This is a genomic window from Egibacteraceae bacterium, assembly GCA_035540635.1.
Classification (GTDB): Bacteria; Actinomycetota; Nitriliruptoria; order Euzebyales; family Egibacteraceae; genus DATLGH01.
In genome coordinates this window covers 1-24,484 of record DATLGH010000017.1, presented here as the reverse complement: position 1 = coordinate 24,484, position 24,484 = coordinate 1, and the positions used below count along the sequence as shown (strand labels likewise).

The window sequence follows — 24,484 nt, the reverse complement described above, 5'->3', positions numbered from 1 at the left end:
GGGTCGCGGGTGGCCGGGCCGGGCACCGGCGGTGGAGGGGGACGCGCGCTCGCCCGCCCTGTCGACGACGCCGCCCCGCAGGAGGGCACCGACGAGCAGGCCCCCGAACAGGTAAAGGTCTAGAGCGTGTTCAACGCACTGCGCAAAGGCTTCGGTCTCACCTTCAAGACGATGTTCCGTCCGCCGGTCACCACCGAGTACCCGGAGAGGAAGCGGGCACCGGCACCCCGATTCCACGGACGTCACGTGCTCAACCGGCACCCCGACGGCCTGGAGAAGTGCGTCGGGTGCGAGCTGTGCGCCTGGGCGTGCCCGGCCGACGCGATCTACGTCGAGGGCGCCGACAACACGCCCCAGGAGCGCTACTCGCCCGGGGAGCGCTACGGTGCCGTGTACCAGATCAACTACCTGCGCTGCATCCTCTGCGGCCTCTGCATCGAGGCGTGCCCGACGCGCGCCCTCACGATGAGCCAGGAGTACGAGCTGTCCGCCGACCGCCGCGAGGACCTCATCTTCACCAGGGAGCAGCTGCTCGCGCCCCTTCCCGAGGGCGCGAAGCCACCCCCGCACACCGATGCGGAGGTGGCGGCCCGCGACCTCGACTACTACACCGGCCACGCGCCGCAGGACCCGCTCGCGCACTTCCCCCCCGCGGCGGGGCGCGACGACTTCGGACCCCACCCGCAGGAACAGGGTGACCCGGTTGCGGTGATGCTCGCGGGCGGCGGGACGGAGCCCCGCTCCCGCGACCCCCGGAAGGAGCAGTAGGTGGCCGAGTTCTGGGTCTTCTGGATCCTCGCGCCGATCTCGCTCGGGTCCGCGATCGCGATGATCCTCATGCGCAACGCCGTGCACTCGGCGCTCCTGCTCGTCCTGAACTTCTTCACGCTCGCCGCGTTCTACGCCGTCCTCGAGGCGCAGTTCCTCGCGGTCGTGCAGATCGTCGTCTACGCGGGCGCGATCATGGTCCTGTTCCTGTTCGTGCTCATGCTGCTCGGCATCGCCCGCGACGACCCCATCGGAGGACCGCTGCGCGGCCAGAAGCCCGCCGCGCTCCTGCTCGGGGTCCTGCTCGTCGCCAGCCTGTCGGTCGGTGTCGCCGGCCCGTGGATGGGCCAGGGGTCGGTCTGCGGGGCCGAGGCCGACGTCACCGCCGGCGCGCAGGGGCGCCCCTGCGCGGGCCTCGCCGACGTCAACGCTCAGGAAGGCGGCAACATCCGCCAGCTCGGCCTGCTCCTGTTCACCGACTACGTGTGGCCGTTCGAGGTCACGAGCGTGCTGCTCGTCATCGCGGCGCTCGGGGCGATGGTCCTCGGCCGCCGCAAGGAGCATCCGAGCGAGCTGGTCGACATGCCCCGGGAGCAGCTGCCCGCCGTCGCCGGCAGGCGCGCGACGCCGCCCGGCCGCGAAGGTGAGGGGACGCGCTCATGATGGTCCCGGCCGGTCACTACCTCGCCCTCGCGGCGGCCCTGTTCACGGTGGGCGTCGTCGGCGTGCTGCTGCGGCGCAGCCTCATCGTCATCTTCATGTCGATCGAGCTCATGCTGAACAGCGTCAACCTCACCCTTGTCTCCTTCGCTCGGATCAACGGCAACCTCGACGGGCAGGTCCTGTCGTTCTTCGTCATGGTCGTCGCCGCCGCGGAGGTCACCGTCGGGCTCGCCCTCATCGTCAACCTCTTCCGCCTCAAGGCGTCGGTCGACGCCGACGACGTCGACGCCCTGCGGGCGTAGGGCAAGCCCCGTGGAGCACGTGCTCACCGCCCCCGCCGGGTCACCGGTCGACCTCGCCTGGCTGATCCCCGTGGTGCCGGCGGTGTCCGCCGCCTTCCTGCTGCTGTTCGGCAAGCGGCTGGGCCGGCTGTCCGCCGCCGTGGCCATCCTCGCCGTCGGCGTCAGCGCCGTGGCGTCGACCCTCGTCTTCACCTACCTCCAGGCCCAGCCGGAGGAGGGCCGGGTGTTCGTCCGGGAGGTCGCCACCTGGATCAGCGCGGGTCCCCTCGACGTGTCCTGGGCGGTCCTCGTGGACCCGCTCGCCTCGGTCATGCTGCTGCTCGTGACCTGGGTGGGGCTGCTCATCCACGTGTACTCGGTCGGCTACATGCACGGGGACCCCCGCTACCACCGCTTCTTCGCCTACCTCAACCTCTTCGTCGCCTCGATGCTCGTCCTCGTCCTGGGGGAGAGCCTGCTCACGATGTTCGTGGGCTGGGAGCTCGTGGGTCTCTGCAGCTACCTGCTCATCGGCTTCTGGTTCGAGCGGCGGGACTACGCAGGCGCGGCGAAGAAGGCCTTCGTCGTCAACCGTGTGGGCGACGTCGGCTTCCTCATCGCGATGTTCGTCGTCTTCGGCGCCTTCGGGACCTTGTCGTTCCCCGCGGTCCTCGCCGAGCCGGCCGGCGTCCTCGCCGGCGGCACGGCGGTTGCGGTCGGTCTGCTCCTGCTCCTGGCAGCGACCGGCAAGAGCGCGCAGATCCCCCTGTACGTCTGGCTGCCCGACGCGATGGCGGGGCCGACGCCGGTGTCGGCCCTCATCCACGCCGCAACGATGGTCACGGCCGGCGTCTATCTCGTCGCCCGGGTCTCGCCGATCTACGCGCTCGTGCCCGGGGTCGGTCTGGCGATCGCCTGGGTGGGGGTGACGACGGCGCTGCTCGCGGCGCTCATCGCCTGCGTCCAGAACGACCTCAAGCGAATCCTGGCCTACTCGACGGTCAGTCAGCTCGGCTACATGTTCGTCGGCGTCGGCGTCGGCGACTACGTCGCCGGGGTGTTCCACCTCCTCACCCACGGCTTCTTCAAGGCGCTGCTGTTCCTCGCCGCCGGAGCGGTCATGCACGCGCTGGCCAACGAGGTCGACGTGTGGAAGATGGGTGGCCTCTGGCGGAAGATGCCGGTGACCGCGGTCACCGCGGGCATCGCCGTTCTCGCGATCTCCGGCGTCCCGCCGCTGTCAGGCTTCTTCTCCAAGGAGGAGATCCTCGCGGCCGCCGCGGACACGCCCGGCGGCGGGCCCATCATGGTCATCGGCCTCGTCGCCGCGGGACTGACCGCCTTCTACATGGCCCGGTGGTTCGTGCTCATCTTCCTCGGGCGGCCACGGTGGGGCGCCGACGCGCACCCGCACGAGGCGCCGCTGTCGATGACCCTGCCGCTCGTCGTGCTCGCCGTCGGCAGCGCCGCCGGCGGGCTCATCGAGTACCCGCCGGGCGAGGGGTTCCTGCACCACTGGCTGGAGCCGAGCGTGGTGGCGTTCACCGCCGGACCGGCCTTCGTCGACCACGGGGTCATCCTCGTCGTCGCGGTCGCGGTCGCGGGGCTCGGGATCGCCGCCGCCCTCCTCACCTACCTGCGCCGGGCCCCCGACCGGGAGCCGCTCGCCGTCCGCCTCGGGGGCGCCTACGACCTCGCCCTCAACGGCTTCTACGTCGACGCGCTGTACTCGACGACGGTCGTGACGCCGGGCACGCTGCTCGCGGGGGGGCTGAGCGACTTCGACCGCCGGGGCATCGACGGGGTGGTGAACGGGGCAGCCAGGGGCACCGCGGGCCTCGCCGGCATCCTGCGCCGAGTGCAGACCGGCTACGTGCGCAGCTACGCTCTCGCGGTGCTCGCGGGCGCGGTGCTCGTCCTCGCGCTCTTCGCCGGTGGTCGGGTCGCGGGGGGGTTCTTCTAGATGGCCGACCTGCCCCTGCTCACGCTGCTCATCGTCGTCCCTGGCGCCACCGCGGCCGTCATCGCGCTGCTGCCCGCCGGCGCGCCGGCCGCCGTGCGGTGGACGGCGCTCGCCGGCACCGTCGCCACGTTCGCCCTCTCGCTCCTGCTGCTCGCGGCGTTCACCGCCGGCGACGCGGCGTTCCAGCTCGGCGAACGCGTCGACTGGATCCCGCAGTGGGGGATCACCTACCGCCTCGGCGTCGACGGGCTGAGCCTGTTCCTCGTCCTGCTCAGCACCTTCATGATGCCGCTCGTCGTGCTCGCCGGCTGGAACGCCGCCGACCGCGTCAAGGGCTTCTTCGGGTCGCTCATGGCGCTCCAGGCCGCGCTCATCGGCGTGTTCCTGGCGCTCGACCTCATCCTGTTCTACGTCTTCTTCGAGGCCATGCTCGTGCCGATGTACGCCCTCATCGGCATCTGGGGGTCCGGCAACCGCCGCTACGCCGCCGTGAAGTTCTTCCTCTACACCCTCGTCGGCGGCTTCCTCATGCTCGTCGGCATCCTCTACCTGTACTTCGCGGCCGGGGCGACGTCGTTCGACTACGACGTCCTGCGCCAGGTGTCCCTGAGCCCCACCGAGCAGGCCTGGCTGTTCGGCGCCTTCTTCGCCGCGTTCGCGATCAAGGTTCCGATGTTCCCCCTGCACACCTGGCTGCCCGACGCCCACACCGAGGCGCCGACGGTCGGCTCGGTGCTGCTCGCGGCGGTCATGCTGAAGATCGGCGGCTACGGGTTCCTGCGCTTCAGCCTGCCCTTCTTCCCCGACGCGACGGTGCGGCTCGCCCCGTTCATGATCGCCCTCGCGGTCATCGGCGTGCTCTACGGCGCCCTCGTCGCGATGGTCCAGCGCGACGTGAAGCGGCTCGTGGCCTACTCGTCGGTCAGCCACCTCGGGTTCGTGGTCCTCGGAGTCTTCGCGCTGCATCCCACCGGGGCCTCCGGCAGCGTCGTGCAGATGGTCAACCACGGTCTGTCGACCGGGGCGCTGTTCCTGCTCATCGGCTTCCTCTACGACCGGGCGCACAGCCGCGCGATCGCCGACTACTCCGGGCTGCTGCGGGCTGCCCCCGTGCTCGGGGGGCTCTTCCTGCTCACCGCGATGAGCTCGATCGCGCTGCCGGGCCTGAACGGTTTCGTCGGCGAGTTCCCCATCCTGCTCGGGGCTTTCCAGACGGTGCCGGTTGCCGCCGTGGCCGCGACCGTCGGCGTGATCCTCGCCGCCCTCTACCTCCTCTGGGCCTACCAGCGGATGTTCCACGGCCCTGTCGAGGGGCGTGCGGTCGGCATCGCCGACCTCACCCCTCGCGAGATCGGCGTGATGGTCCCGATCGTGGCGCTCATCATCGGCATCGGGCTCTACCCCCAGCCGCTCTACGACCGCGTCAACCCGACCGTGGAGGCGATCCTCGAAGAGGTCAACGGCACGGACGGCCTCACCCTGCTCACCCCGGTCACCGAGGAGTCGCGCTAGGTGCACACGCTCGCGCAGGCAGGCGTCACGATCCCCGACATCCCGTGGGCGGCGATCAGCCCTGAGCTCGTGCTCTTCGGCTTCGGGATCCTCGTGCTCCTGCTCGACACCGCGGGAGGCCAGCGCCTGCAGGCGTCGTTCGTCGCGCTCGGCCTGCTCGGGGCGGGGGCCGGCTACGCGGCCTACGCGACGGGAGAGACCCGCCTGCCCGGCCTGGTCGGGCTCGCCGCCGTGACCCAGTTCGCGCTCACGTGGATCTGGCGCGACCGGCCGCGCCGGCTCGGCGCCCTGCTCGCCGCCATCGGCTTCGCAGCCGGCCTCGGCGTCACCGCGTGGCAGTGGGGGGCGCACGCCGGCGGGCCGCTCATCGCCACGCAGAGCCTGCTCGGCGACATGGTCGCGGTCGACGGGGTGGCGCTGTTCACGCGCTTCACCGTGTGCCTCGTCGGCATCGTCGCCGTGCCGCTGGGGTTCTCCTACATGGAGGAGCGCCGCATCCACCGGGGCGAGTTCTACCCCCTGCTGCTGTTCGCGGCCACCGGGATGACCCTCCTCGCGTCGGCAGCCGACCTCATCATGGTCTTCATCTCCATCGAGGTCCTCAGCCTCTCGCTCTACATCCTGTCGGGGTTCGCCAAGCGCGACCTCAACTCCCAGGAGTCGGCGATCAAGTACTTCCTGCTCGGCGCGTTCTCCTCGGCGCTCCTGCTCTACGGCATCGCCCTCGTGTACGGCCTCACAGGATCGACGAACATCGCACAGGCGGGGCAGGCGTTCCGGTCGATCGCCGCCCCTGACGGGATGGTCCTCGCCGCCATGGCGCTCCTGCTCGTCGGGCTCGGTTTCAAGGTCAGCCTCGTGCCGTTCCACATGTGGACGCCGGACGTCTACCAGGGTGCGCCCACGCCGATCACGGGCTTCATGGCCGCGGCGGTGAAGGCGGCGGCGTTCGCCGCCTTCCTTCGGGTCTTCGTCGGGGCGTTCGCCGAGCTCGCGTGGTCGTGGGTGCCGGTGTTCTGGGTGATCGCCGCGCTCACGATGATGGCCGGGGCGATTCTCGCCGTCGTCCAGACCGACCTGAAGCGGATGCTCGGGTACTCGGCGGTTGCGCACGCGGGGTACGCGCTGATCGGCGTGATCGCGGTGTCCCGCGAGGGCGTGAGCGCGACGCTGTTCTACCTGCTCGTCTACGCCCTCATGTCCCTCGGGGCCTTCGGCGTGCTCACACTCCTCGAGCGCCGCAACCGCAAGGCGCTGGCCTTGTCCGACCTGCGCGGCCTCGGCCGCCGCTACCCCGTCCCGGCGGGCATGTTCGGCCTCTTCCTGCTGTCCCTGGCGGGCATCCCCGGCACCGCGGGTTTCATGGGAAAGCTCGCGGTGTTCCGCGCCGGGGTGGACGCCGGTCACGTCGCGCTCGTCGTCCTCGCGGTCGTGTCGAGCCTCATCGCCGCGTTCTTCTACATCCGGGTGATCGTCACGATGTTCATGGAGGACGAGCCGGCGGAGGTCGCCGACCAGCCACCGCTGGTCGCCACGACCGGCCTGTCCGCCGGCCTCGCCGCGGCGGCGTCCGGCGTCGTCGTGCTCGGCATCCTGCCTGGCGTGCTCATCGACCTGGCCCGCCAGGCCGCCTCCTTCGCTGGCTGACGGCCGTGGATCCGCAGCACGTCGATCCAGGCTAGAATCCGCGCCGCTTTGGCCCTCTCCCAGCAGGAAGTCGACGACCTCGCCCGCAAGGGTGCCGAGCGGGGCATCGACCTGCGCCCCGGGCTCGCGCTCGTTGAGGAGCGGCTGCGCACGACCGTCTTGTCGGACCTGCCCTTCGCCGAGACCGCGTCGCGCTACCTCATCGACGCCGGCGGCAAGCGCTTCCGCCCGATGCTCGTGCTCCTGACCGGCATGCTCGCCGGTGCCGACGTCACCGACAGCCGGCTCGTGGATGCCGGGGTGGTCGTCGAGCTCGTGCACCTGTCGACCCTCTACCACGACGACGTCATCGACGCGGCCGACGTGCGCCGGGGGGCCCCGGCCGCGCACGTGAAGTGGTCGAACACCGTGGCGATCCTCACGGGCGACTTCCTTCTCGCGCGCGCGTCGGAGCTCTCAGCTGCGCTCGGCGTGGAGGTGACGCGCGTCATGGCCCGCACCATCGCCGACCTGTGCGCCGGCCAGATCCGCGAGGTGCTGGGGTCGCTGGTGGCCCGTGACCACGGTGCCCCCGCGATCGAACCCACCAGGGAGCACTACCTCACCGTGATCGGGGAGAAGACGGCCTCGCTCATCGCCGCGTCCTGCCGGCTCGGCGCCATCCTGTCCGGCCAGTCCGCGGAGGCCATCGAGATCGTCACCGACTACGGGTGGCGCCTCGGCATGAGCTTCCAGCTCGCCGACGACGTCCTCGACGTGACCGGCCAGCCCGACGAGTCGGGCAAGCTGCCCGGCACGGACCTCCGCGAGGGCGTGCGCACCCTGCCGGTGCTGCTCGCGCTCGAGGCCGATGGCTCCTCCGGGCTTCTCGAGCTCCTCGGCCACCCGAGCGAGGCGAACGTCGCCGCGGCCCTCGACATGCTCCGCCGCCACCCGGCGATCGAGCTCGCCCGCGACGCCGCGCGCCTCGAGGCCGCCAACGCCAGGAGCGCCCTGGACGCCCTGACCGATGCGGCCCCCGCCGCCCTCGACGGGCTGGCCTACCTCACCGACTACGCCGTCGAACGCGTCGGCTGAGCGCCGACCCGGGTGGGCGTCGGCTGAGCGCCGACCCGGGTGGGTATGGTGCGCGCACGTCTTCCCGGAGGTGACACGTTGCGACACGATTCTTTGGCGGACCTGCGCGAGCGGGCCCTGCAGATGGTGGAGACCCGCCCCGCCGAGGTCAGCCCCGAGATGGAGTGGCTGGTGTCCGAGCTCGAGCGGAACAAGGAGGTCCTCCTCGCCCTCATCGACCACATGATGAACGCGGAGATGTAGTGCGCCTCGCCCTCAGTGGGCGAAGGGCTGGGGCTCGCCCTCCGGCAGGGTGAGGATCTCCACACCGTTTTCCGTGACGAGCACGGTGTGCTCGAACTGGGCCGTGCGGCGCAGGTCGGCCGTGACGGCCGTCCACCCGTCGTCCCACATGACGTGGTCGGGCGTGCCGAGGGTGAGCATGGGCTCGACGGTGAAGGTCATCCCCGGCCGAAGGACGGTCCGTGCCTCCGGCGCGTAGTAGTGGGGGATGATCGGCTCGGTGTGGAACTGCTCGCCGACGCCGTGGCCCACGAAGGCCCGCACGACCCCGAGCCCGTGGCCCTCGGCGTACTCCTGGATCGCACGGCCGATGTCGCGGACCCGCGCACCGGGGCGGGCCGCCGCGATGCCGAGCATCATCGCCTCGTAGGTCGCCTCGACAAGCCGGCGCGACTCCTCGTCGACCTCGCCGACGTAGACGGTGACCGAGTTGTCGCCGTGGACCCCGTCCCGGTAGATCGTGACGTCGCAGTTGACGATGTCGCCCTCGGCGAGGGGGCGGTCGTCGGGGATGCCGTGGCAGATGACCTCGTTCACCGACGTGCACAGCGACTTCGGGAACCCGTGGTAGTTGAGGGGACTCGGGTAGGCGCCGACGCGCAGTGTTTCCTCGTGGGCGATGCGGTCCAGCTCGTCGGTGGTGATCCCGGGCTCGACGGCGGCCACCACGCGGTCGAGGACGGCGCGCGCGGCCCGGCCCGTCGAGCGCATCCGCTCGACGAACTCCGGCCCCTTGACCGTGGCGGGCCGGCGCGGGCCCGGGTCACCCGTCTCGGCGTACTCCGGCCGGCGGATCGGCGCGGGGACCGTGCGGGTCGCGCCGAGCGTGCCGGGGCGCACGCGGTGGAGCACGGCCGTCGGCGCCGGACCCCCCCACTCCCTGCCCGCGCCGGCGGTCGCCGGTGGAGGCTCGGGATGGTGGCAGCGCTTGAACTTCTCACCGCTGCCGCACCAGCACGGCTCGTTGCGCTTCGGTTCTCGCATGCCCCTATGGTGCCAGCAGGCGGCCCGATCCACCGCATCCGACGTTTATGCGGTGCCGGGGGAAGGCCGTACACTTGCGGAGCGGGTCGCATGCTCCAGGCAGCGGCCCGTTCGGACGACACGGAGCGGTCTATGCCTGACTACTACCAGGCTTACGGGACGGTCCTCGCGCTGGGGGTGGCCGGGGTCCTGCTCGTCGCGCTCGCGTTCACCCTGAACCGGCTCGTGGCCCCCGACAAGAAGTACGGCGGCAAGCTCTCGACCTACGAGTGTGGCATGGATCCGGTCGGCCGAGGTTGGTCACAGACGCATATCCGCTACTACCTTTTCGCCTTCCTGTTCGTGGTGTTCGACGTCGAGACGCTGTTCATCTTCCCGTGGGCGGTGGTCCTCGGGACTGCTCCTGAGCAGCGGTTCATGCTGGGCGTGATGCTCGTGTTCCTCTTCTTTGTCACGTTGACCCTCCCCTACGAGTGGAGGAAGGGGGTGCTGAAGTGGGCCTAGTCGACAAGATCGACCCGCCCCAACCTTTGAAGTTCGTCCTCAACTGGGGACGCAAGTACAGCCTGTGGGTCATGAACTTCGGGCTGGCGTGCTGCGCCATCGAGTTCATCGCCACGTCGGCTGCCCGCCACGACTTCATCCGGCTTGGCGTCATCCCGTTCGCCCACGGCCCCCGCCAGGCCGACCTCATGGTCGTCGCCGGCACCCTGACCGACAAGATGGCCCCGGCGATCAAGCGGCTGTACGACCAGATGCCCGAGCCGAAGTACGTGATCAGCTTCGGGTCCTGCTCGAACTGCGGCGGTCCGTACTGGGACAGCTACGCGGTGACCAAGGGCGTCGACCAGATCATCCCGGTGGACGTCTACGTCCCCGGCTGCCCGCCCCGCCCCGAGGCCCTGCTCGACGGGATCCTCACCCTCCAGGAGCGCATCGGCAACGAGTCCCTCAAGGACCGCTACGCCGAGCGCGAGGCACGACGGCCCATCGTGGTCGGCGGCGGCGACCACACCCGCCATCCCGCGAACGACCCGATGTAGCGGGACGCCGCGATGAGCTCGACGCGAGAGGTCGCGACCCGCACCGGCGCGCGCGCCGCCGAAGCGTTCCAGGGGGGGTCACCCATGGAGCCGGAGGCGCTCGCGGCCCACCTCTGCGAGCGCCTCGGCCGCGCGGTGGTCGACGTGACGGTCACCTACGGGCAGTTGACCCTGACCGTGGAGGCCGACGCGCTGGCGGAGGCGGCGCGCCTGTGCAAGGAGTCCCCGGCGCTCGCCTTCGACTTCTACGACCACAACGCCGGCGTGGACCTCGGGGAGGAGGGCTTCGCCGTCGTCACCCACCTCTACTCCCTCCGCCACCGCCACCACATCATGATCCGGGTGGTGGCACCCGGCGGCCGCCAGGCGCCGAAGGTGCCGACGCTCACGCATCTCTACGCCGGCGCGGACTGGCACGAGCGTGAGGTGTACGACATGTTCGGGATCGACTTCGAGGGTCACCCGGGTCTGCTCCCGCGCCTGCTCACCGTCGAGAACTTCGAGGGGTTCCCCCTCCGCAAGGACTTCCTCCTCGCCACGCGCGAGGCGAAGCCGTGGCCGGGGCTGAAGGAGCCGAAGGAGATCGGCAGCGACGAGGAGGAGGCCGCCGACGCGACCGCCGCCGAGGCCCCGGTCGCCGCCGAGGAGAAGGCGCAGGCTGCGAAGACCCGTGCGGAGCGCGCGCGGGCGAAGGCCGCGGCGATGCGCGCGGAGAAGCAGTCCGAGAAGGCGGCGGCCCAGGCCGCCAGCACCGAGGAGGCCGAGGACGCGGGTTCCGCGCCCGCCGGCGAGGCCGAGGACGCGCAGGCAGCCGCCGCGGAGAAGACCACCGGCGGGGAGACCGCCGGTGCGGGGGCGGCGCAGGTGGCCGCGGCCGCCGGGGAACCGGAGCCGCAGACACCCGGGGGCGCGGCCGACGTCGCGCGCACCGACATCGCGAAGGACGCGGCCGCCGGAGCCGTCGGCGGCGACACCGCAGCAGGCGCGCCGGGCGACAGGCCGGGCACCGACCAGCCCGTGCACGACCCGGAGTCCGAGGCGAAGGTCGGCGAGGGCGCTCCGCCCGTACCGAGCGGCGCGCCCGGCCCCGAGGCCGAGGGCCGCCACGGCGGGGCGGAGCGTGAGGGGCGCTCCGCGTCGGACGCCGCCGCCGGCGGGCCCAAGGCCGACGCCGGCGGCCCGACCGCCTCACCCTACGCCGACCGCTCGCACGCCTCCGCGGGCGAAGGCGCGAGCGAGGCGAGCGAGACGCTCGACGAGGTGGGACGCCCTGAGGACCCGCGCCCCGCGGACACCCCTGACGACGACACCCGACGCGGAGGCGACGATTCGTGACCGATCTCGACACGATGACGACCGAGCGGGGGCAGGGCTTGCTGCCCGGCGGTCCCGGCGAGGGCATGCTCGTCGAGATCCGCGACGAGGGCGAGCTCGCCACGCAGGACATGAACCTGAACATCGGGCCGCAGCACCCTGCCACGCACGGGGTGCTGCGGGTGGTCATCGACCTCGACGGGGAGAAGATCCGCCGGGCCCGTCCGATCATCGGCTACATGCACCGCGGGTTCGAGAAGCTCGCCGAGGCCCGCGACTACCGTCAGATCATGGCGCTCGTCAACCGCCACGACTGGCTGTCCGCCTTCAACAACGAGCTCGGCGTGGCGATCGCCGTCGAGCGGATGATGGAGCTCGAGGTTCCCGAGCGGGCCCGGTGGATCCGCGTCCTCATGGCCGAGTGGAACCGGATCCTCAACCACCTCATGTTCGTCGGCTCGTTCGGGCTCGAGCTCGGCGCGATCACCCCGGTGTTCTTCGCGTTCCGTGAGCGCGAGGACATCCAGCACCTCATGGAGAGCGCGACGGGGGGCCGGCTGCACTTCAGCTACAACCGCGTCGGGGGGCTGAAGGAGGACCTGCCCCGCGGCTTCCTCGCAGCGAGCGCCCAGATGACGAAGAACGTGCGCGCGCGGAGCCAGGAGTACCGTGACCTGCTCGAGGGCAACGAGATCTTCATCGCCCGGACGAGGGGGGTCGGTGCGCTGCCGCTCGACGTGGCCGCGAGCTACGGGGTCACCGGCCCGACCCTGCAGGCCGCCGGGCTCCCCGAGGACTCGCGGGTCACCGAGCCCTACGAGAAGTACGGCGAGATCGACGTGCGCGTGCCGGTCGGGCAGAACGGCGACAGCTACGACCGGTTCATGGTGCTGCTCGACCGCATCGACGCGAGCTGCGACATCATCGACCAGGTGCTCGACAGCATCCCGTCGGGGCCGGTGAAGACGAACCTGCCGAAGGTCGTCAAGGCCCCCGAGGGGGCGATCTACGTGCGGACCGAGAACCCGCTCGGGCAGTGCGGCTACTACCTCGTGAGCGACGGGAAGAAGAACCCCTGGCGGCTCAAGATGCGCACGCCGTCGTTCAACAACATCGCCGCGATGCCCTACCTGCTGGAGGGAGCGCTGCTGAGCGACATGATCGCCATCCTCGGCAGCGTGTTCTTCGTCGTCGGCGACATCGACCGCTAGATGACGGTCATCGCCCAGGTCACGCTCGCGTTCGACAGCTTCTGGCTGTCCCTCGCCCTGAACCTCGGGCTCATCGTCGTCTTCTTCCTGACCGCCCCGCTCGTCGTCGGCTACATGGAGCACAAGGTCCTCGGCCACATGCAGGACCGTCTGGGGCCCATGGAGGCGGGCATCGGGCCCATCAAGCACGGGGTCGGCCAGCTCGTCGCGGATGGGGTGAAGTTCATCCAGAAGGAGGACATCATCCCCTCGGCGGCTGACCGGTGGGTGTTCGCCTGGGCGCCGGCCGTCTCGCTCGTGCCCGTGCTCGTCGTGCTCGTCGTCGTGCCGTTCGGCCCCGGCGTCTGGGCGGTGCAGCTCGACGCGGGGATCTTCTTCGCCCTCGCCGTGTCGTCGGTCGGGGTCCTCGGCATCCTCATGGCCGCCTGGTCGAGTGCGAACAAGTACTCGCTCATGGGTGGCATCCGAGCCGCCGCGCAGCTCATCGCCTACGAGCTGCCGCTCGTCCTCGCCGCCGCGGCGGTGGTCCTGCAGGCGGGCACGCTGTCGCTCGTGGGCATCATCGAGGCGCAGAACGAGTTCCGCCTGTTCGGGGCCGTCCCGGTACCCTACGCCGTCCCCCACATCATCGGCTTCGGGATGTTCTACGTGGCGGCGCTCGCGGAACTCTCCCGGCCGCCGTTCGACATGCCGATCGCCGACTCCGAGATCATCTTCGGTCACATGACCGAGTACACCGGGCTGCGCTACGCCTTCTTCATGCTGTCGGAGTACGCCGGCATGGTGGTGCTGTCCGCGCTCGCGACGGTGCTCTTCCTCGGCGGGTGGTATCCGTGGCCGGGGGTGCCGCTGCCCGAGGGCGCCCTCGGGGCGGTCCTCGGCTTCGGGGTGACGATGGGCAAGATCATCGCGCTCACGTTCGTCATGGTGTGGCTGCGGGCGACGTTCCCGCGCCTGCGCGAGGACCAGCTCCAGCGGATGTCCTGGTTGGTCCTCATACCCCTCGCGCTGCTCAACATCGTCGTCGTCGCAGTCGCCAAGGTGATGCTGTGACGATGTGCGTCCCTGCTGGTCTCCTCGAGGGCTGAAGATGCCGACATTGCCGAAGATCGGGCTGCTCAAGGGTCTGGGCGTCACGCTGAAGACCATGATGAGCCCCGCAACGACTGCCCAGTACCCCCACGTGAAGCCGGACCTCCCGCCCCGCACCCGGGGGGTCATCGCGCTCATGGAGGAGAACTGCACCGTCTGCATGCTGTGCGCCCGCGAGTGCCCCGACTGGTGCATCTACATCGACAGCCACAAGGACACCATCCCGCCGAAGAAGGAAGGCGGCCGGGCGCGCACGCGCAACCAGCTCGACCGCTTCGCGATCGACTTCGCGCTGTGCATGTACTGCGGGATCTGCGTGGAGGTCTGCCCTTTCGACGCGCTCTTCTGGTCCCCCGAGTTCGAGTACTCCACCTACTCCATCCGCGAGCTCACCCACGAGAAGGAGCAGCTGCGGGTCTGGATGGACACCGTGCCCGCCCCGCCCGACCTCGAGGTCGGCGCCGAGATCCCGCCGGAGATCAGCGACGGCCTCGAGGCTGCGCGGAAGGCGGCGGAGGAGGAGGCGCAGCGTCTCGCCGCCGCGTCGCAGCCGGCCGCCGGGGGCGACGGCACGGCCGCCGGCGGGGCCGCGGCCGGAGGGGCTGACGACGACATCCACGTCGAGGCCCAGGTCGACCAGGAGGTCTTCGACCAGCTCGTCGGCGAGGGCAAGAGCGAGCGGGTCGCCCGCGCCAAGGCCAAGGCCGCGTACGTCCGCAGGGAGAAGGCCCGGATACGCCGCGAGAGGGCCGAGGCGTCGGCATGACCGGCGCCGATGTCGTCATGCTCGGCATCGCGGTCATCGGCGGCTCCGCCGCGCTGCTCGTCGTCACCGCCCGCAACGTCGTCCACGCCGCGCTCTACCTCGTCGTCGCGCTGCTGTCGGTCGCCGGCACGTTCCTCCTCGTCGGCGCCGAGTTCCTCGCGTGGACCCAGGTGCTCGTCTACGTCGGCGCGGTGGTCGTGCTCATCCTGTTCGGGCTCATGCTGACCCGGGCGCCGATCGGCCCCATGGCGCAGCACAACGAGTCGGCGCGCCTCGCGCTGCTCGTGAGCGTCGCGCTGTTCGGCTTCCTCACGACGATGATCCTCGGCGCGTTCGGCGGCGATGTGCTCCCGCTCGCCCACACGACCGCCGGGGACCTCGGCGAGGTGCTCTACGTGGCGTGGGCGTTCCCCTTCATGGTGCTCGGCTTCTTCCTCACCGTGTCGCTCATCGGGGCGATCATCCTCGCCCGCCGGGAGGAGGGGGAGGGCCCCGAGCCCCTCCTCGACCCCGACCTGGCGACCGGGCGTCCCGAGCCCGCAGCCACCGACGCGAGCAGCACCCCCGGCGTGACCCGCCCGAGCGAGGAGGTGCCCCGCTGATGATGGTCGTCTACCCGCTCGTGTTCGCCGCGCTGCTCTTCAGCGTCGGGGTGTACGGCGTGCTGTCTCGCCGCAACGCCGTGCTCGTGCTCATGAGCGTCGAGATCATGCTCGTCGCGGCCACCATCAACCTCGTGGTGTTCGGCCAGCTGGCCGCGGCACGGCTCGGCGACGTGCTGCTGTCGGGACAGGTCTTCGCCCTGTTCGTCATCGCCGTCGGTGCGGCCGAGGTCGGCGTGGGCCTCGCCATCGTCCTGCTCATGTACCGCAACCGCGCGACGGTGAACATCGACGACGCCGACCTCATGAAGTTCTAGGCAGCAGGAGCCACGGGTGAGCGAGTACGCCTGGTTGATCCCGGCCGTCCCGGCGGCCTCCGCGGCGATCATCATGGCGGTCGGCAAGCGCCTGCCGAAGGGCGGCGCCGAGGTCGGCATCGCCGCCATCGCGTTCGCCCTCGTGCTGTCGGTGCTCGTGGCCATCGAGGTCTTCGGCGCGAACGTGGGCTCGGCGCTGCACCACACGTCGGCGTTCGTCCTCGAGCGGGCTGTGCCGCTTGCGACCTTCGGGGGGGAGTTCGCCTTCGAGGCCGGCATCCGCATCGACGGGCTGACCGCGATGATGTTCCTGCTCGTGACGTTCGTGAGCCTCATGGTGCACGTCTACTCGACGGGCTACATGCACGGCGACCCCCGGTTCACCTGGTACTACACGCTGCTCAGCCTGTTCACCGCGTCGATGCTCCTGCTCGTGATCAGCAACAACCTCATGCTGCTCATCGTGGGGTGGGAGCTCGTCGGCGTCTGCTCGTTCCTGCTCATCGGCTTCTGGTGGGAGGAGAAGCAGAACTCCAACGCGGCGATCAAGGCCTTCCTCACGACCAAGACCGGCGACGTCGGGCTCATCGTGGGGGTCATCGCCCTGTGGTCGATGTTCCAGACGTTCAACATCGGGGCGATCATCACGGCCGTCGAGGAGGGGGTGCAGGCCGGTGGCGCGCCCCTGAACACGGGGCTCTTGACCTTCGCGCTCATCGCCATGTTCATCGGCGCGGTCGGCAAGTCCGCCCAGTTCCCCCTCCACACGTGGCTGCCGGACGCGATGGCGGGCCCGACGCCGGTGTCCGCGCTCATCCACGCCGCCACGATGGTCACCGCAGGCGTGTTCCTCGTCGCGCGCCTCTACCCGGTCTTCCACGCCTCCGAGACCGCGATCGTCACCATCGCGATCATCGGTGCGATCACCCTGTTCTCCGCAGGCCTGCTCGCCATCGTCCAGGACGACGTGAAGAAGGTCCTGGCCTACTCCACGATCAGCCAGCTCGGGTACATGGTGGCGGCGCTCGCCTTCAGCTACACCGCGGGAATCTTCCACCTGTTCACCCACGGCTTCTTCAAGGCGCTGCTGTTCCTCGGTGCCGGGTCGCTCATCCACGCAGCCCACTCGAACAACATGAGCGACATGGGCGGGCTCCGCCGGTTCATGCCCACGACGTTCTGGACCTTCCTCGTCGGGTCGCTCGCCCTGGCGGCACTGCCCCCGCTCGCGGGCTTCTGGTCGAAGGACGAGATCCTCGTCGAGGCGTTCGGGGCCGGGGGCTACGCCGGCACGGTCGTGTTCGTTCTCGGGATCCTCGGCGGGCTGCTGACCGCCTTCTACATGGCCCGCGTCCTCTACCTCGTCTTCGCGGGGACGTACCGGGGTGCGGGCACCCCACACGAGAGCCCGGTGGCCATGACCGGCCCGCTCGTGGCGCTCGCCATCCCGTCGGTGCTCATCGGGCTCGTGAACCTGCCGTTGCCGCGCTTCCAGCCGTACGCCTTCAGCGCCTGGACGATGTTCTCCGAGGAGTACTGGTCGCACCACGAGATCGCCCTCAACGTGCCGATCGCGATCGCCGCCACCGCCCTGGCCGCCCTCGGGATCGCCGTCGGCAGGGCGATGTACCGCCGCGTGCCCGAGCGGGACCCGGTGCTGCATATGGGCCCTGTGACCCAGGTGCTGCGCAACCGCTACTACCTCGACCACCTCTACGAGGGGGTGATCGTGCGGGCGATCCGCGAGCCGCTCGCCAGGGCCGCCTACTGGTTGAACGACCGCGTCATCGACCGGGTGGTGTACCTTGCCGGCGTGGGCACGGCGCGACTGGCCCGGACGACCTACGAGCTCGGGGACCAGCGCGGCATCGACGGCGCCGTCAACGGGCTCGGGGTGTCGGCGATGTGGTCGGGCGCGCGGATGCGCCTGGCCCAGTCCGGCAACGTCCAGCTCTACGCCGGCGGGCTGTTCGTCGGGGTGATCGTCCTCGGCGTGCTGTTCGCAACGGCGTGACCCGCTCGAGCAGGCAGCCGGCAGCCACAACGACGAGAAGGGACCGCTAAGGATGTGGGAGAACCTCGCGATCAGCGTCACGGTGTTCCTGCCGCTGGTGGGGGCGGGGGTCATCCTGCTCATCCCCAAGCGCAGTGAGGAGAGCGCCAAGCCGGTCGCGCTCCTCGTCTCCCTCGTCGGCTTCGTGCTGTCGCTGGCCATCCTCGCCGGCTACTACCTCGGGGACGTCCGGGCTCCCGGCGAGCAGCTTGCCTACCAGGTCAACGTCCCCTGGATCACCGCCATAGGCGCCAACTACCACGTCGGCATCGACGGGATCAGCCTGCCGCTGTTTGTCCTGTCCTACCTGCTCACCTTCCTCTGCGCGATCTACGCCTACCACCACATCGAGGAGCCGGGCAGGCCCCGGGCGTTCCTGGCGCTCATGCTCCTGCTGCAGACCGGGATGGCCGGCTGCTTCATCGCGTTCGACCTCGTGCTGTTCTTCGTGTTCTGGGAGCTCGTCCTCGTCCCGATGTACTTCATGATCGGCGTGTGGGGTGGGCCCCGCCGGGAGTACGCAGCGGTGAAGTTCTTCCTCTACACGCTGTTCGGCTCGGTCTTCATGCTCGTGGCCTTCCTCGCCCTCTACTTCACCGCACCCCAGCCGACGTTCGACATCCTCACCCTGGCCCAGTACGGCGCCGCGGGGGAGTTCGCGGGGACGTTCGGGCGGTTGGCCTTCCTCGGGATCTTCCTCGGCTTCGCGATCAAGGTGCCGATGTGGCCCTTCCACACCTGGTTGCCGGACGCGCACACCGAGGCGCCGACGATCGGCAGCGTGCTGCTCGCCGGCATCCTGCTGAAGATGGGCACGTACGGCTTCGTGCGCATCGCGCTGCCGATCCTGCCCGAGGCCGCCGTCGAATTCGCGCCGATCATCGCCGTCCTCGCGGTGATCGCGATCATCTACGGCGCCTTGTGCTGCCTCGCCCAGACCGACCTGAAGCGCCTCATCGCCTTCAGCTCCGTGGGCCACATGGGCTTCGTCATGCTCGGCATCGCGACCCTCACCCCGACGGGGATCAACGCCGCGATCTTCGGCATGATCGCGCACGGCGTCATCACCGGGATGTTGTTCTTCGTCACCGGCAGCCTGAAGGAGCGCTACCACACCCGCACCATCGCCGAGATCGGCGGGGGGATGATGCAGGTCATGCCGCGGATGGGCTTCGTGCTCGGCTTCGTCGCCATCGCCAGCCTCGGCCTGCCGGGCCTCGCCGGGTTCTGGGGCGAGGTGTTCGCGCTGCTCGCGGCGTTCAGCCCCGCGCAGGCGATCATCGACGCCGGCTACCTCCCGCTGTTCCGGGTGCTCATGGTCCTCGGCGCCGTCGGCACCGTGCTGACCGCCGGCTACTTCCTGTGGATGATGCAGCGCGTCCTCATGGGCCAGGCCCCCGAGCGCTGGAGCGGCGCGGACCTCACCGACATCACCGCGGTCGAGTGGGCTGCGTGGACCCCGCTGCTCATCCTCGTCGGCGCGCTCGGCGTCCTGCCGTTCCTCGTGTTCGGCATCACCAACCCCGACGTCGTCGCCTACCTCGGCGCGCTCGCCGGCTGACGGGGTTCCGACATGGACGACCTCACCCGGATCGACTGGTTCGCGCTCGCGCCCGAGCTCACCCTGCTCGCGGCGTCGCTGCTCGTGCTGCTCGGCGACCTCGTCTGGCAGGGGGCGAGAAAACGGCTCGTGAACCCCGTCGCGCTCGCCGGTGTCCTCGGCGCGCTCGCGTGGGTCGCCGCGCTGGCGCTCGACGGCCGGACGCGCCAGGCCTTCGGCAACATGTTCGTCGTCGACAGCTACGCCCTGCTGTTCAAGGCCTTCTTCCTCGTCACGGCCGCCTTCGTGCTGCTCATCAGCTACCGCTACTTCACGTCGATCAGGACTTATCAGGGCGAGTACTACTTCCTCGTCCTCGCCGCGTTCGCGGGCATGCTGCTCATGCCGAGCGCGCGCGACCTCGTCATGATCTTCATCGCGCTCGAGCTCGTGAGCGTGCCGGGCTTCGTCATGGCGGGCCTGCGCAAGTTCGACCTGCGCAGCACCGAGGGGGCCCTGAAGTTCTTCCTCATCGGGGTGCTGTCCGTCGCCGTGCTGCTGTTCGGACTGTCGATCGTGTACGGGTTCACCGGCACGACCGACCTGCAGGGCGTGGCGATCGCCCTCGCCGACGCGCCGAGGGAGCCGCTGCTGCTCGCGAGCCTGCTGTTCGTGATCGTCGGCTTCGGCTTCAAGATCTCCGCGGTGCCGTTCCACTTCTGGGCGCCCGACACCTACGAGGGCTCCCCGGTCCCGGTCACGGCGTTCCTCTCGGTGGCCTCGAAGGCCGCGGGCTTCGCCGGCCTCCTCCAGGTCTGCTTCGTGGCGTTCGAGCCGCTCGCGGACGTGTGGGCGCCGATCCTCGGCATCGTCGCCGTGCTGACCATGACGCTCGGTAACCTCACCGCCATGCAGCAGCGCAACATCGTGCGGCTGTTCGCCTACTCCTCGGTCGCCCACGCCGGCTACATGCTCGTGCCGTTCGGCCTCGTGCGCGCCGCCGACGGGGACGCGACGATCGCGGGCGTGAACGAGCAGGCGTTCGCGGCGGTGCTCATCTACCTGCTCGCCTACGCCGTGATGAACGTCGGGGCGTTCGCGGTCGTGACCGCGATGGCGAGCGAGCACCCCGCCCGGCGCACCACCGACTACGCCGGTCTCGGCCAGCGCAACCTCGCCCTCGCCGCAGGCCTGACCGTCTTCCTCGTCTCGCTCGGCGGCGTCCCGCCCGTGGTCGGCTTCTGGGCGAAGTTCTTCCTCATCTCCGCCGCGGCGAGCACCGGCACCGCGTTCGCCTACTTCCTCGCCGCCGCGGTGGTCGTGAACGCGGTGATCTCGATGTTCTACTACCTGTCGGTTGTGCGGACGATGTGGATGGACCCGCCAGCGGCGCAGGTCCCCGTCCGCCCCGGGTTCGCCCTGAACTTCGTCGTCACCGCACTGGCGATCGCCACGGTCGGCGTGTTCTTCGCGCCGGACCTGTTCGCGAACGCCGCGCAGGTCTCCACGCTCGTCACCGCCGGGCCGTAGACCCCGCCTGTCGGCCGCGGGGCCGGGGCGGCGCGATATCCTGGGGGCATCCACCACCTCCAGGAGAAGCACTGCGATGAAGGCCTTCAAGACCGCGATCCTGCTTGCCGGGCTGTCCGGGCTCTTGCTGTTCATCGGGTCGTTGTTCGAGGGCGGGCTCTACATCGCCCTGGGCATCGCCCTCGTCATGAACGTGGGCACCTACTGGTTCTCCGACAAGCTGGCGATCAAGATGGCGCGCGCCAAGCCGGCGTCGGAGGCCGAGTACGGCTGGTACCACGCGATGGTGCACAACCTGTCGCAGCGCGCGGGCAAGCCCGTGCCGCGGCTGTACGTGTCGCCGTCGCCGCAGCCGAACGCCTTCGCGACCGGCCGCAACCCCCGCCACGCCGCGGTGTGCGTGAACCAGGGGCTCATCGACATCCTCGACCGGGACGAGATGGAGGGCGTGCTCGCCCACGAGCTCTCCCACGTCTACAACCGCGACATCCTCATCGGCACGGTCGCCGCGACGATCGCGACCGCGATCACGTTCCTCGCGCGCTTCGCGCTGTTCTTCGGCGGTGGCCGCGACCGCAACGCGAACCCGATCGTGCAGATCGCGCTCATCCTGCTCGCGCCGATCGCGGCGATGCTCATCCAGTTCGCGGTGACCCGAAGCCGGGAGACCGCGGCGGACGCCTCCGGCGCCGAGCTGTGCGGCAAGCCGCTCGCCCTGGCGAGCGCGCTGCAGAAGCTCGAGACGGGCGGGCGCCAGCGAGCGCGGATGGGCGCCACCCCGGCGGAGACCTCGAGCGCCTACAGCTCCCTCTACATCGCCGCGCCCTTCGGGGGCGGTGGCCAGATCGCGAAGTGGTTCCGCACGCACCCGCCGACCGAGGCCCGCGTACGCAACCTCGAGAACATCGCCCGGCGCATGGGGCAGATGGCCTGACGCTCCGCCGCCCCCGGTGACCGGGTCCGAGGGGTGGTCGGTGGCCGCGGTCGCCCAGCGGATCGAGGCGACGCTGCTCGCCCCGGAGGCGACCGCGGACGATGTGCGGGCCCTGTGCGCCGACGCGGCGGGCCGGGCGGTGCGGGGCGTGTGCGTCGCCTCGCCGTTCGTCGCGGTGGCCCGGGACGCGGTGCGCGGCGCCGGGTTGCGGGTCGTCACGGTGGCGGGGTTTCCCACCGGGGCGGTGCTGACCGCCGCGAAGGTCGCGGAGGTCCGTGCGGCGGCGGAGGCCGGCGCGGACGAGGTCGACGTCGTCTGCGCCTTCGGGCTGCTCCGCGGCGGTGACGACGCCGCCGTGCGGTCCGACCTAGCCTCGGTGGCGCAGGCGGCGGCCCGTGCCGGCGTGGCGTGCAAGGTGATCCTCGAAACCGGCTGGTTGACGGACGCGCAGATCGACGAGGTGTCCCGGTGGGCGGTCGACGCCGGGGCCGGCTGGGTGAAGACCTCGACGGGCTTTGGACCGCGGGGGGCGTCGGTCGGCGACGTCGCGCGGATGCGGGCGGCCGTCGGGGAGGCCGCCAAGGTCAAGGCCGCCGGCGGCATCCGCACCTGGGAGCAGGCGGTCGCCCTGCTCGACGCCGGCGCGGACGCCCTCGGCTGCTCGGCCCCCGCCGCGGTGCTCGAGCGCGGAGCGTGACGCCCGCCGGGGCCATGGCCGGGGGGCGCACCGGGACGGGCCTCAGCTCTTGTAGTTGGTGAACTTCAGCGGAAGGTCCTGGTCGTTCTGGCGAAGGAGGGCCTGGGCGTCCTGCAGCGCGTCCTTCGACTTGCTCGAGATCCGTAGCTGGTCGCCCTGTATGGCGGCCTGGACCTTGATCTTCGAGGCCTTCAGATCCTTCACCATCGCCTTGCCCTTGTCGGCGGGGATGCCGTTGACGAGGGAGATCTCCAAACGGTAGGTGTTGCGCGCGCCCGGCTTGGGCTCGCCGTGGTCGAGGGACTTCAAGCTCACCTTGCGCTTCACGAGCTTGTCCTTCAACACGTCGAGCGCGGCCATGACCCGCTCCTCGGAGTTCGCCGCGATCACGACCTGTTCGCCCGACCAGCCGATCTCGGCACCGGTGTTCTTGAAGTCGAACCGTTGAGCGACCTCCTTGGACGCCTGGTTGATGGCGTTGTCGACCTCCTGGCGGTCGACCTCGGCAACGACGTCGAAGCTGCTGTCGGCCATCGGTGGGCCTCCTTGTCGGTGGCGGGGGGGTAGGGGGCCGGTCTACCATGTGATTCCCCGGTGGGATGCCCGAGTGGCCAAAGGGATCTGGCTGTAAACCAGACGGCTCAGCCTACGGAGGTTCGAATCCTCCTCCCACCACCACTCCCCCCGCGTCGGCGCCCGGCGAGAGGCTAGCCCCGCCCCGTGAGTGCCGGTGGGAGGCCGGCGCGGCCGGAGACGACGATGGCGGCGAGCTCGCCGAGGAGGTCGTGGCCGGTGCCGGCGTCGAGGTCGATGAGCTGCGGCCCTGACCACACCCCCGGGCTGCGCGCGATCTGCAGGTCGAGCGTGGCCAGGCGGCGCCACCGCTGCACGGGGTTCGCGGTCAGCGCCAGGCTCTGCAGCCGCGCGGTCGGCACGAAGGCGGTGCGGCGCACGAGCAGGCCGGAGCGGGCGACGACGAAGTCGTCGAGCTGCGCGTGGCCGAGTGCCCGGTACGAGCCGAGGGCTACGGCGACCGCGGGCACCGCGAGCAGGAGGGCGAGCAGGCCGACCGCGTGGAAGGCGACGAACGCCGCCACCGTGAGCACCGCCACCGGCACGAGCGCCCGGACCACCCGCCGGTTGCGGGCTCGCAGGGGCATCCCGGCGAGCTCGACGCGGGCGAGGCTCTCGGTGTCGAGGACGCGCGCCACGAGCGCGAACGCCTCCGACCGGCGGCCGAGCGGCAGCAGGGTCCCGGTGTCGCGTCCCTCGCCGCCGGAGCGTCCCGCGACGTCGACCTTCACCGCTGCGAGGCCGAGCAGCCGCCGCACGATGTTCTCCTCCACCCGCACGGCCTGCACGCGTCGCAGCGGCAGGGTGTCCGACCGTTGCTCGAGCAGCCCCCGGTGGATGCGCAGGTTGGACCCCTCACGGGTGAGCGTGAAGTTCCAGTAGGCCACCACCGTGGCGACGATCGAAAGAACGAAGGCGCCGACGAGGGTGATCAGCACGACCGCGACGATCCCCCGCGCCCCGAGCAGCGCCGGAGCCCTCTGCAGCAGCTCGTCGACGCGCTCGCCGAAGATCTGCTGGGCGAACCCGAGCAGCGCGGCGGCCACACCGACCCTGCCCCCCGTCAGCCCCGCGACGACGAGGCGGTCGGGCCCAAGGCGGGCCAGGGGCCGCGCCGGCGCGCCTGCGTGCGCGGTGGCTGCGGCCGGCGCGTCGACCGGCTGGCCCGCGGCGCGATCCCGCTCACGGAGGAGCATGTCGCGCAGGCGCTGGCCGTCGGCCACGGACAGCGCGTCGAGACGGCCCTCCGTCGAGTCGCCGCCGACGGCCTCCACCCGCACCTCGACGACACCGAGGAGGCGGTGCCGCACCTTGCGCACGAGGTCGACCGACTGGACCCGCTCGAGGGGGATGACGCGGCGCTGACGCTGGAGCAGACCCTGCTCGATCACGAGGGCGCCGTCGGCGACCTTCCACGAGAAGCGCAGGTAGCGCACGACGCTTGCCGCCGCGCTCGCGAGGAGGAGCGTGATCGCCACGACGGGGGCCAGGGGACCGGCCAGCAGGAGGAGGAGGATCGGGCCGACCTGCCCGAGCGGCCAGAGGCCCATGACCGCCGGATGCAGCCGCCTGCCCGCCGCCACGGCTCCGCCCGGCGCAACGCCAGGCGGAGTTTCCCCGGCCGCCCCCGGCCAC

At 70.8% G+C, this 24,484-nt stretch carries 24 protein-coding genes and 1 tRNA gene; 22 read left to right on the top strand and 3 right to left on the bottom strand.

The window, feature by feature from the left end; genetic code table 11:
• The first annotated feature begins 126 nt into the window (after positions 1–126).
• The 8 genes from nuoI (at position 127) to VM324_03085 (ending at position 8,154) form a co-directional block, all read left to right on the top strand.
• Positions 127–768: an NADH-quinone oxidoreductase subunit NuoI gene (gene nuoI, locus VM324_03120; GenBank protein HVL98263.1), complete on the top strand. Its 642-nt coding sequence runs from the start codon at positions 127–129 to the stop codon at positions 766–768.
• Positions 769–1,431, top strand: coding sequence for an NADH-quinone oxidoreductase subunit J (locus VM324_03115; protein ID HVL98262.1), 663 nt, complete (start codon positions 769–771; stop codon positions 1,429–1,431).
• Positions 1,428–1,733, top strand: a complete 306-nt coding sequence (nuoK, locus tag VM324_03110; GenBank protein HVL98261.1) for an NADH-quinone oxidoreductase subunit NuoK — start codon at positions 1,428–1,430, stop codon at positions 1,731–1,733. Before VM324_03115 ends, nuoK (VM324_03110) begins: the two co-directional genes overlap by 4 nt.
• Positions 1,734–1,743: 10 nt before the next feature.
• Positions 1,744–3,675: an NADH-quinone oxidoreductase subunit L gene (gene nuoL, locus VM324_03105; GenBank protein HVL98260.1), complete on the top strand. Its 1,932-nt coding sequence runs from the start codon at positions 1,744–1,746 to the stop codon at positions 3,673–3,675.
• Positions 3,676–5,187: an NADH-quinone oxidoreductase subunit M gene (locus VM324_03100; GenBank protein ID HVL98259.1), complete on the top strand. Its 1,512-nt coding sequence runs from the start codon at positions 3,676–3,678 to the stop codon at positions 5,185–5,187.
• Complete coding sequence (nuoN, locus tag VM324_03095) at positions 5,188–6,834, top strand: NADH-quinone oxidoreductase subunit NuoN (GenBank protein HVL98258.1); 1,647 nt, start codon at positions 5,188–5,190, stop codon at positions 6,832–6,834.
• A gap of 48 nt (positions 6,835–6,882) precedes the next feature.
• Entirely contained in the window at positions 6,883–7,911 is a 1,029-nt protein-coding gene (locus VM324_03090; GenBank protein HVL98257.1) for a polyprenyl synthetase family protein, read from the top strand.
• A gap of 93 nt (positions 7,912–8,004) precedes the next feature.
• Entirely contained in the window at positions 8,005–8,154 is a 150-nt protein-coding gene (locus tag VM324_03085; GenBank protein ID HVL98256.1) for a hypothetical protein, read from the top strand.
• Between the two features lie 12 nt (positions 8,155–8,166).
• Here the strand turns inward: VM324_03085 and map are convergent, their stop codons facing one another.
• Entirely contained in the window at positions 8,167–9,177 is a 1,011-nt protein-coding gene (gene map, locus VM324_03080) for a type I methionyl aminopeptidase (GenBank protein HVL98255.1), read from the bottom strand.
• 132 nt (positions 9,178–9,309) lie between these two features.
• Here map and VM324_03075 point away from each other — a divergent pair, with 132 nt between their 5' ends.
• The 13 genes from VM324_03075 (at position 9,310) to deoC (ending at position 22,276) form a co-directional block, all read left to right on the top strand.
• Positions 9,310–9,681 (top strand): NADH-quinone oxidoreductase subunit A, encoded by a 372-nt coding sequence (locus VM324_03075; GenBank protein HVL98254.1) that lies wholly within the window; start codon positions 9,310–9,312, stop codon positions 9,679–9,681.
• Entirely contained in the window at positions 9,672–10,220 is a 549-nt protein-coding gene (locus VM324_03070; protein ID HVL98253.1) for an NADH-quinone oxidoreductase subunit B family protein, read from the top strand. Before VM324_03075 ends, VM324_03070 begins: the two co-directional genes overlap by 10 nt.
• Before the next feature lie 12 nt (positions 10,221–10,232).
• On the top strand, positions 10,233–11,555 hold the full coding sequence (locus VM324_03065; GenBank protein ID HVL98252.1) for an NADH-quinone oxidoreductase subunit C: 1,323 nt from the start codon (positions 10,233–10,235) through the stop codon (positions 11,553–11,555).
• A complete protein-coding gene (locus VM324_03060) occupies positions 11,552–12,745 on the top strand; it encodes an NADH-quinone oxidoreductase subunit D (GenBank protein ID HVL98251.1) in 1,194 nt (397 codons plus the stop codon). Before VM324_03065 ends, VM324_03060 begins: the two co-directional genes overlap by 4 nt.
• A complete protein-coding gene (locus VM324_03055) occupies positions 12,746–13,798 on the top strand; it encodes a complex I subunit 1 family protein (protein HVL98250.1) in 1,053 nt (350 codons plus the stop codon).
• 37 nt (positions 13,799–13,835) lie between these two features.
• Entirely contained in the window at positions 13,836–14,603 is a 768-nt protein-coding gene (locus VM324_03050) for an NADH-quinone oxidoreductase subunit I (GenBank protein HVL98249.1), read from the top strand.
• Positions 14,600–15,205, top strand: a complete 606-nt coding sequence (locus VM324_03045) for an NADH-quinone oxidoreductase subunit J (GenBank protein ID HVL98248.1) — start codon at positions 14,600–14,602, stop codon at positions 15,203–15,205. The genes VM324_03050 and VM324_03045 overlap by 4 nt, the downstream gene beginning before the upstream one ends.
• The gene (nuoK, locus tag VM324_03040) at positions 15,205–15,522 is read left to right on the top strand and encodes an NADH-quinone oxidoreductase subunit NuoK (GenBank protein HVL98247.1); all 318 of its coding nucleotides are present in this window, start codon (positions 15,205–15,207) and stop codon (positions 15,520–15,522) included. The genes VM324_03045 and nuoK (VM324_03040) overlap by 1 nt, the downstream gene beginning before the upstream one ends.
• A 16-nt stretch (positions 15,523–15,538) precedes the next feature.
• On the top strand, positions 15,539–17,536 hold the full coding sequence (nuoL, locus tag VM324_03035) for an NADH-quinone oxidoreductase subunit L (GenBank protein HVL98246.1): 1,998 nt from the start codon (positions 15,539–15,541) through the stop codon (positions 17,534–17,536).
• A 52-nt stretch (positions 17,537–17,588) separates the two neighbouring features.
• Complete coding sequence (locus VM324_03030; protein ID HVL98245.1) at positions 17,589–19,136, top strand: NADH-quinone oxidoreductase subunit M; 1,548 nt, start codon at positions 17,589–17,591, stop codon at positions 19,134–19,136.
• A gap of 12 nt (positions 19,137–19,148) precedes the next feature.
• Complete coding sequence (locus VM324_03025) at positions 19,149–20,645, top strand: NADH-quinone oxidoreductase subunit N (protein ID HVL98244.1); 1,497 nt, start codon at positions 19,149–19,151, stop codon at positions 20,643–20,645.
• Positions 20,646–20,721: 76 nt separating this feature from the next.
• Positions 20,722–21,579: a zinc metalloprotease HtpX gene (locus VM324_03020; protein ID HVL98243.1), complete on the top strand. Its 858-nt coding sequence runs from the start codon at positions 20,722–20,724 to the stop codon at positions 21,577–21,579.
• A gap of 40 nt (positions 21,580–21,619) precedes the next feature.
• Positions 21,620–22,276, top strand: a complete 657-nt coding sequence (gene deoC, locus VM324_03015; protein ID HVL98242.1) for a deoxyribose-phosphate aldolase — start codon at positions 21,620–21,622, stop codon at positions 22,274–22,276.
• A 42-nt stretch (positions 22,277–22,318) separates the two neighbouring features.
• Here the strand turns inward: deoC and VM324_03010 are convergent, their stop codons facing one another.
• Complete coding sequence (locus VM324_03010; protein HVL98241.1) at positions 22,319–22,810, bottom strand: YajQ family cyclic di-GMP-binding protein; 492 nt, start codon at positions 22,808–22,810, stop codon at positions 22,319–22,321.
• Between the two features lie 59 nt (positions 22,811–22,869).
• Here VM324_03010 and VM324_03005 point away from each other — a divergent pair.
• A tRNA-Tyr gene (locus VM324_03005) sits at positions 22,870–22,954 on the top strand.
• 29 nt (positions 22,955–22,983) lie between these two features.
• Here the strand turns inward: VM324_03005 and VM324_03000 are convergent.
• A partial coding sequence (locus VM324_03000) for a PH domain-containing protein (protein ID HVL98240.1) occupies positions 22,984–24,484 on the bottom strand: 1,501 nt, incomplete at its 5' end.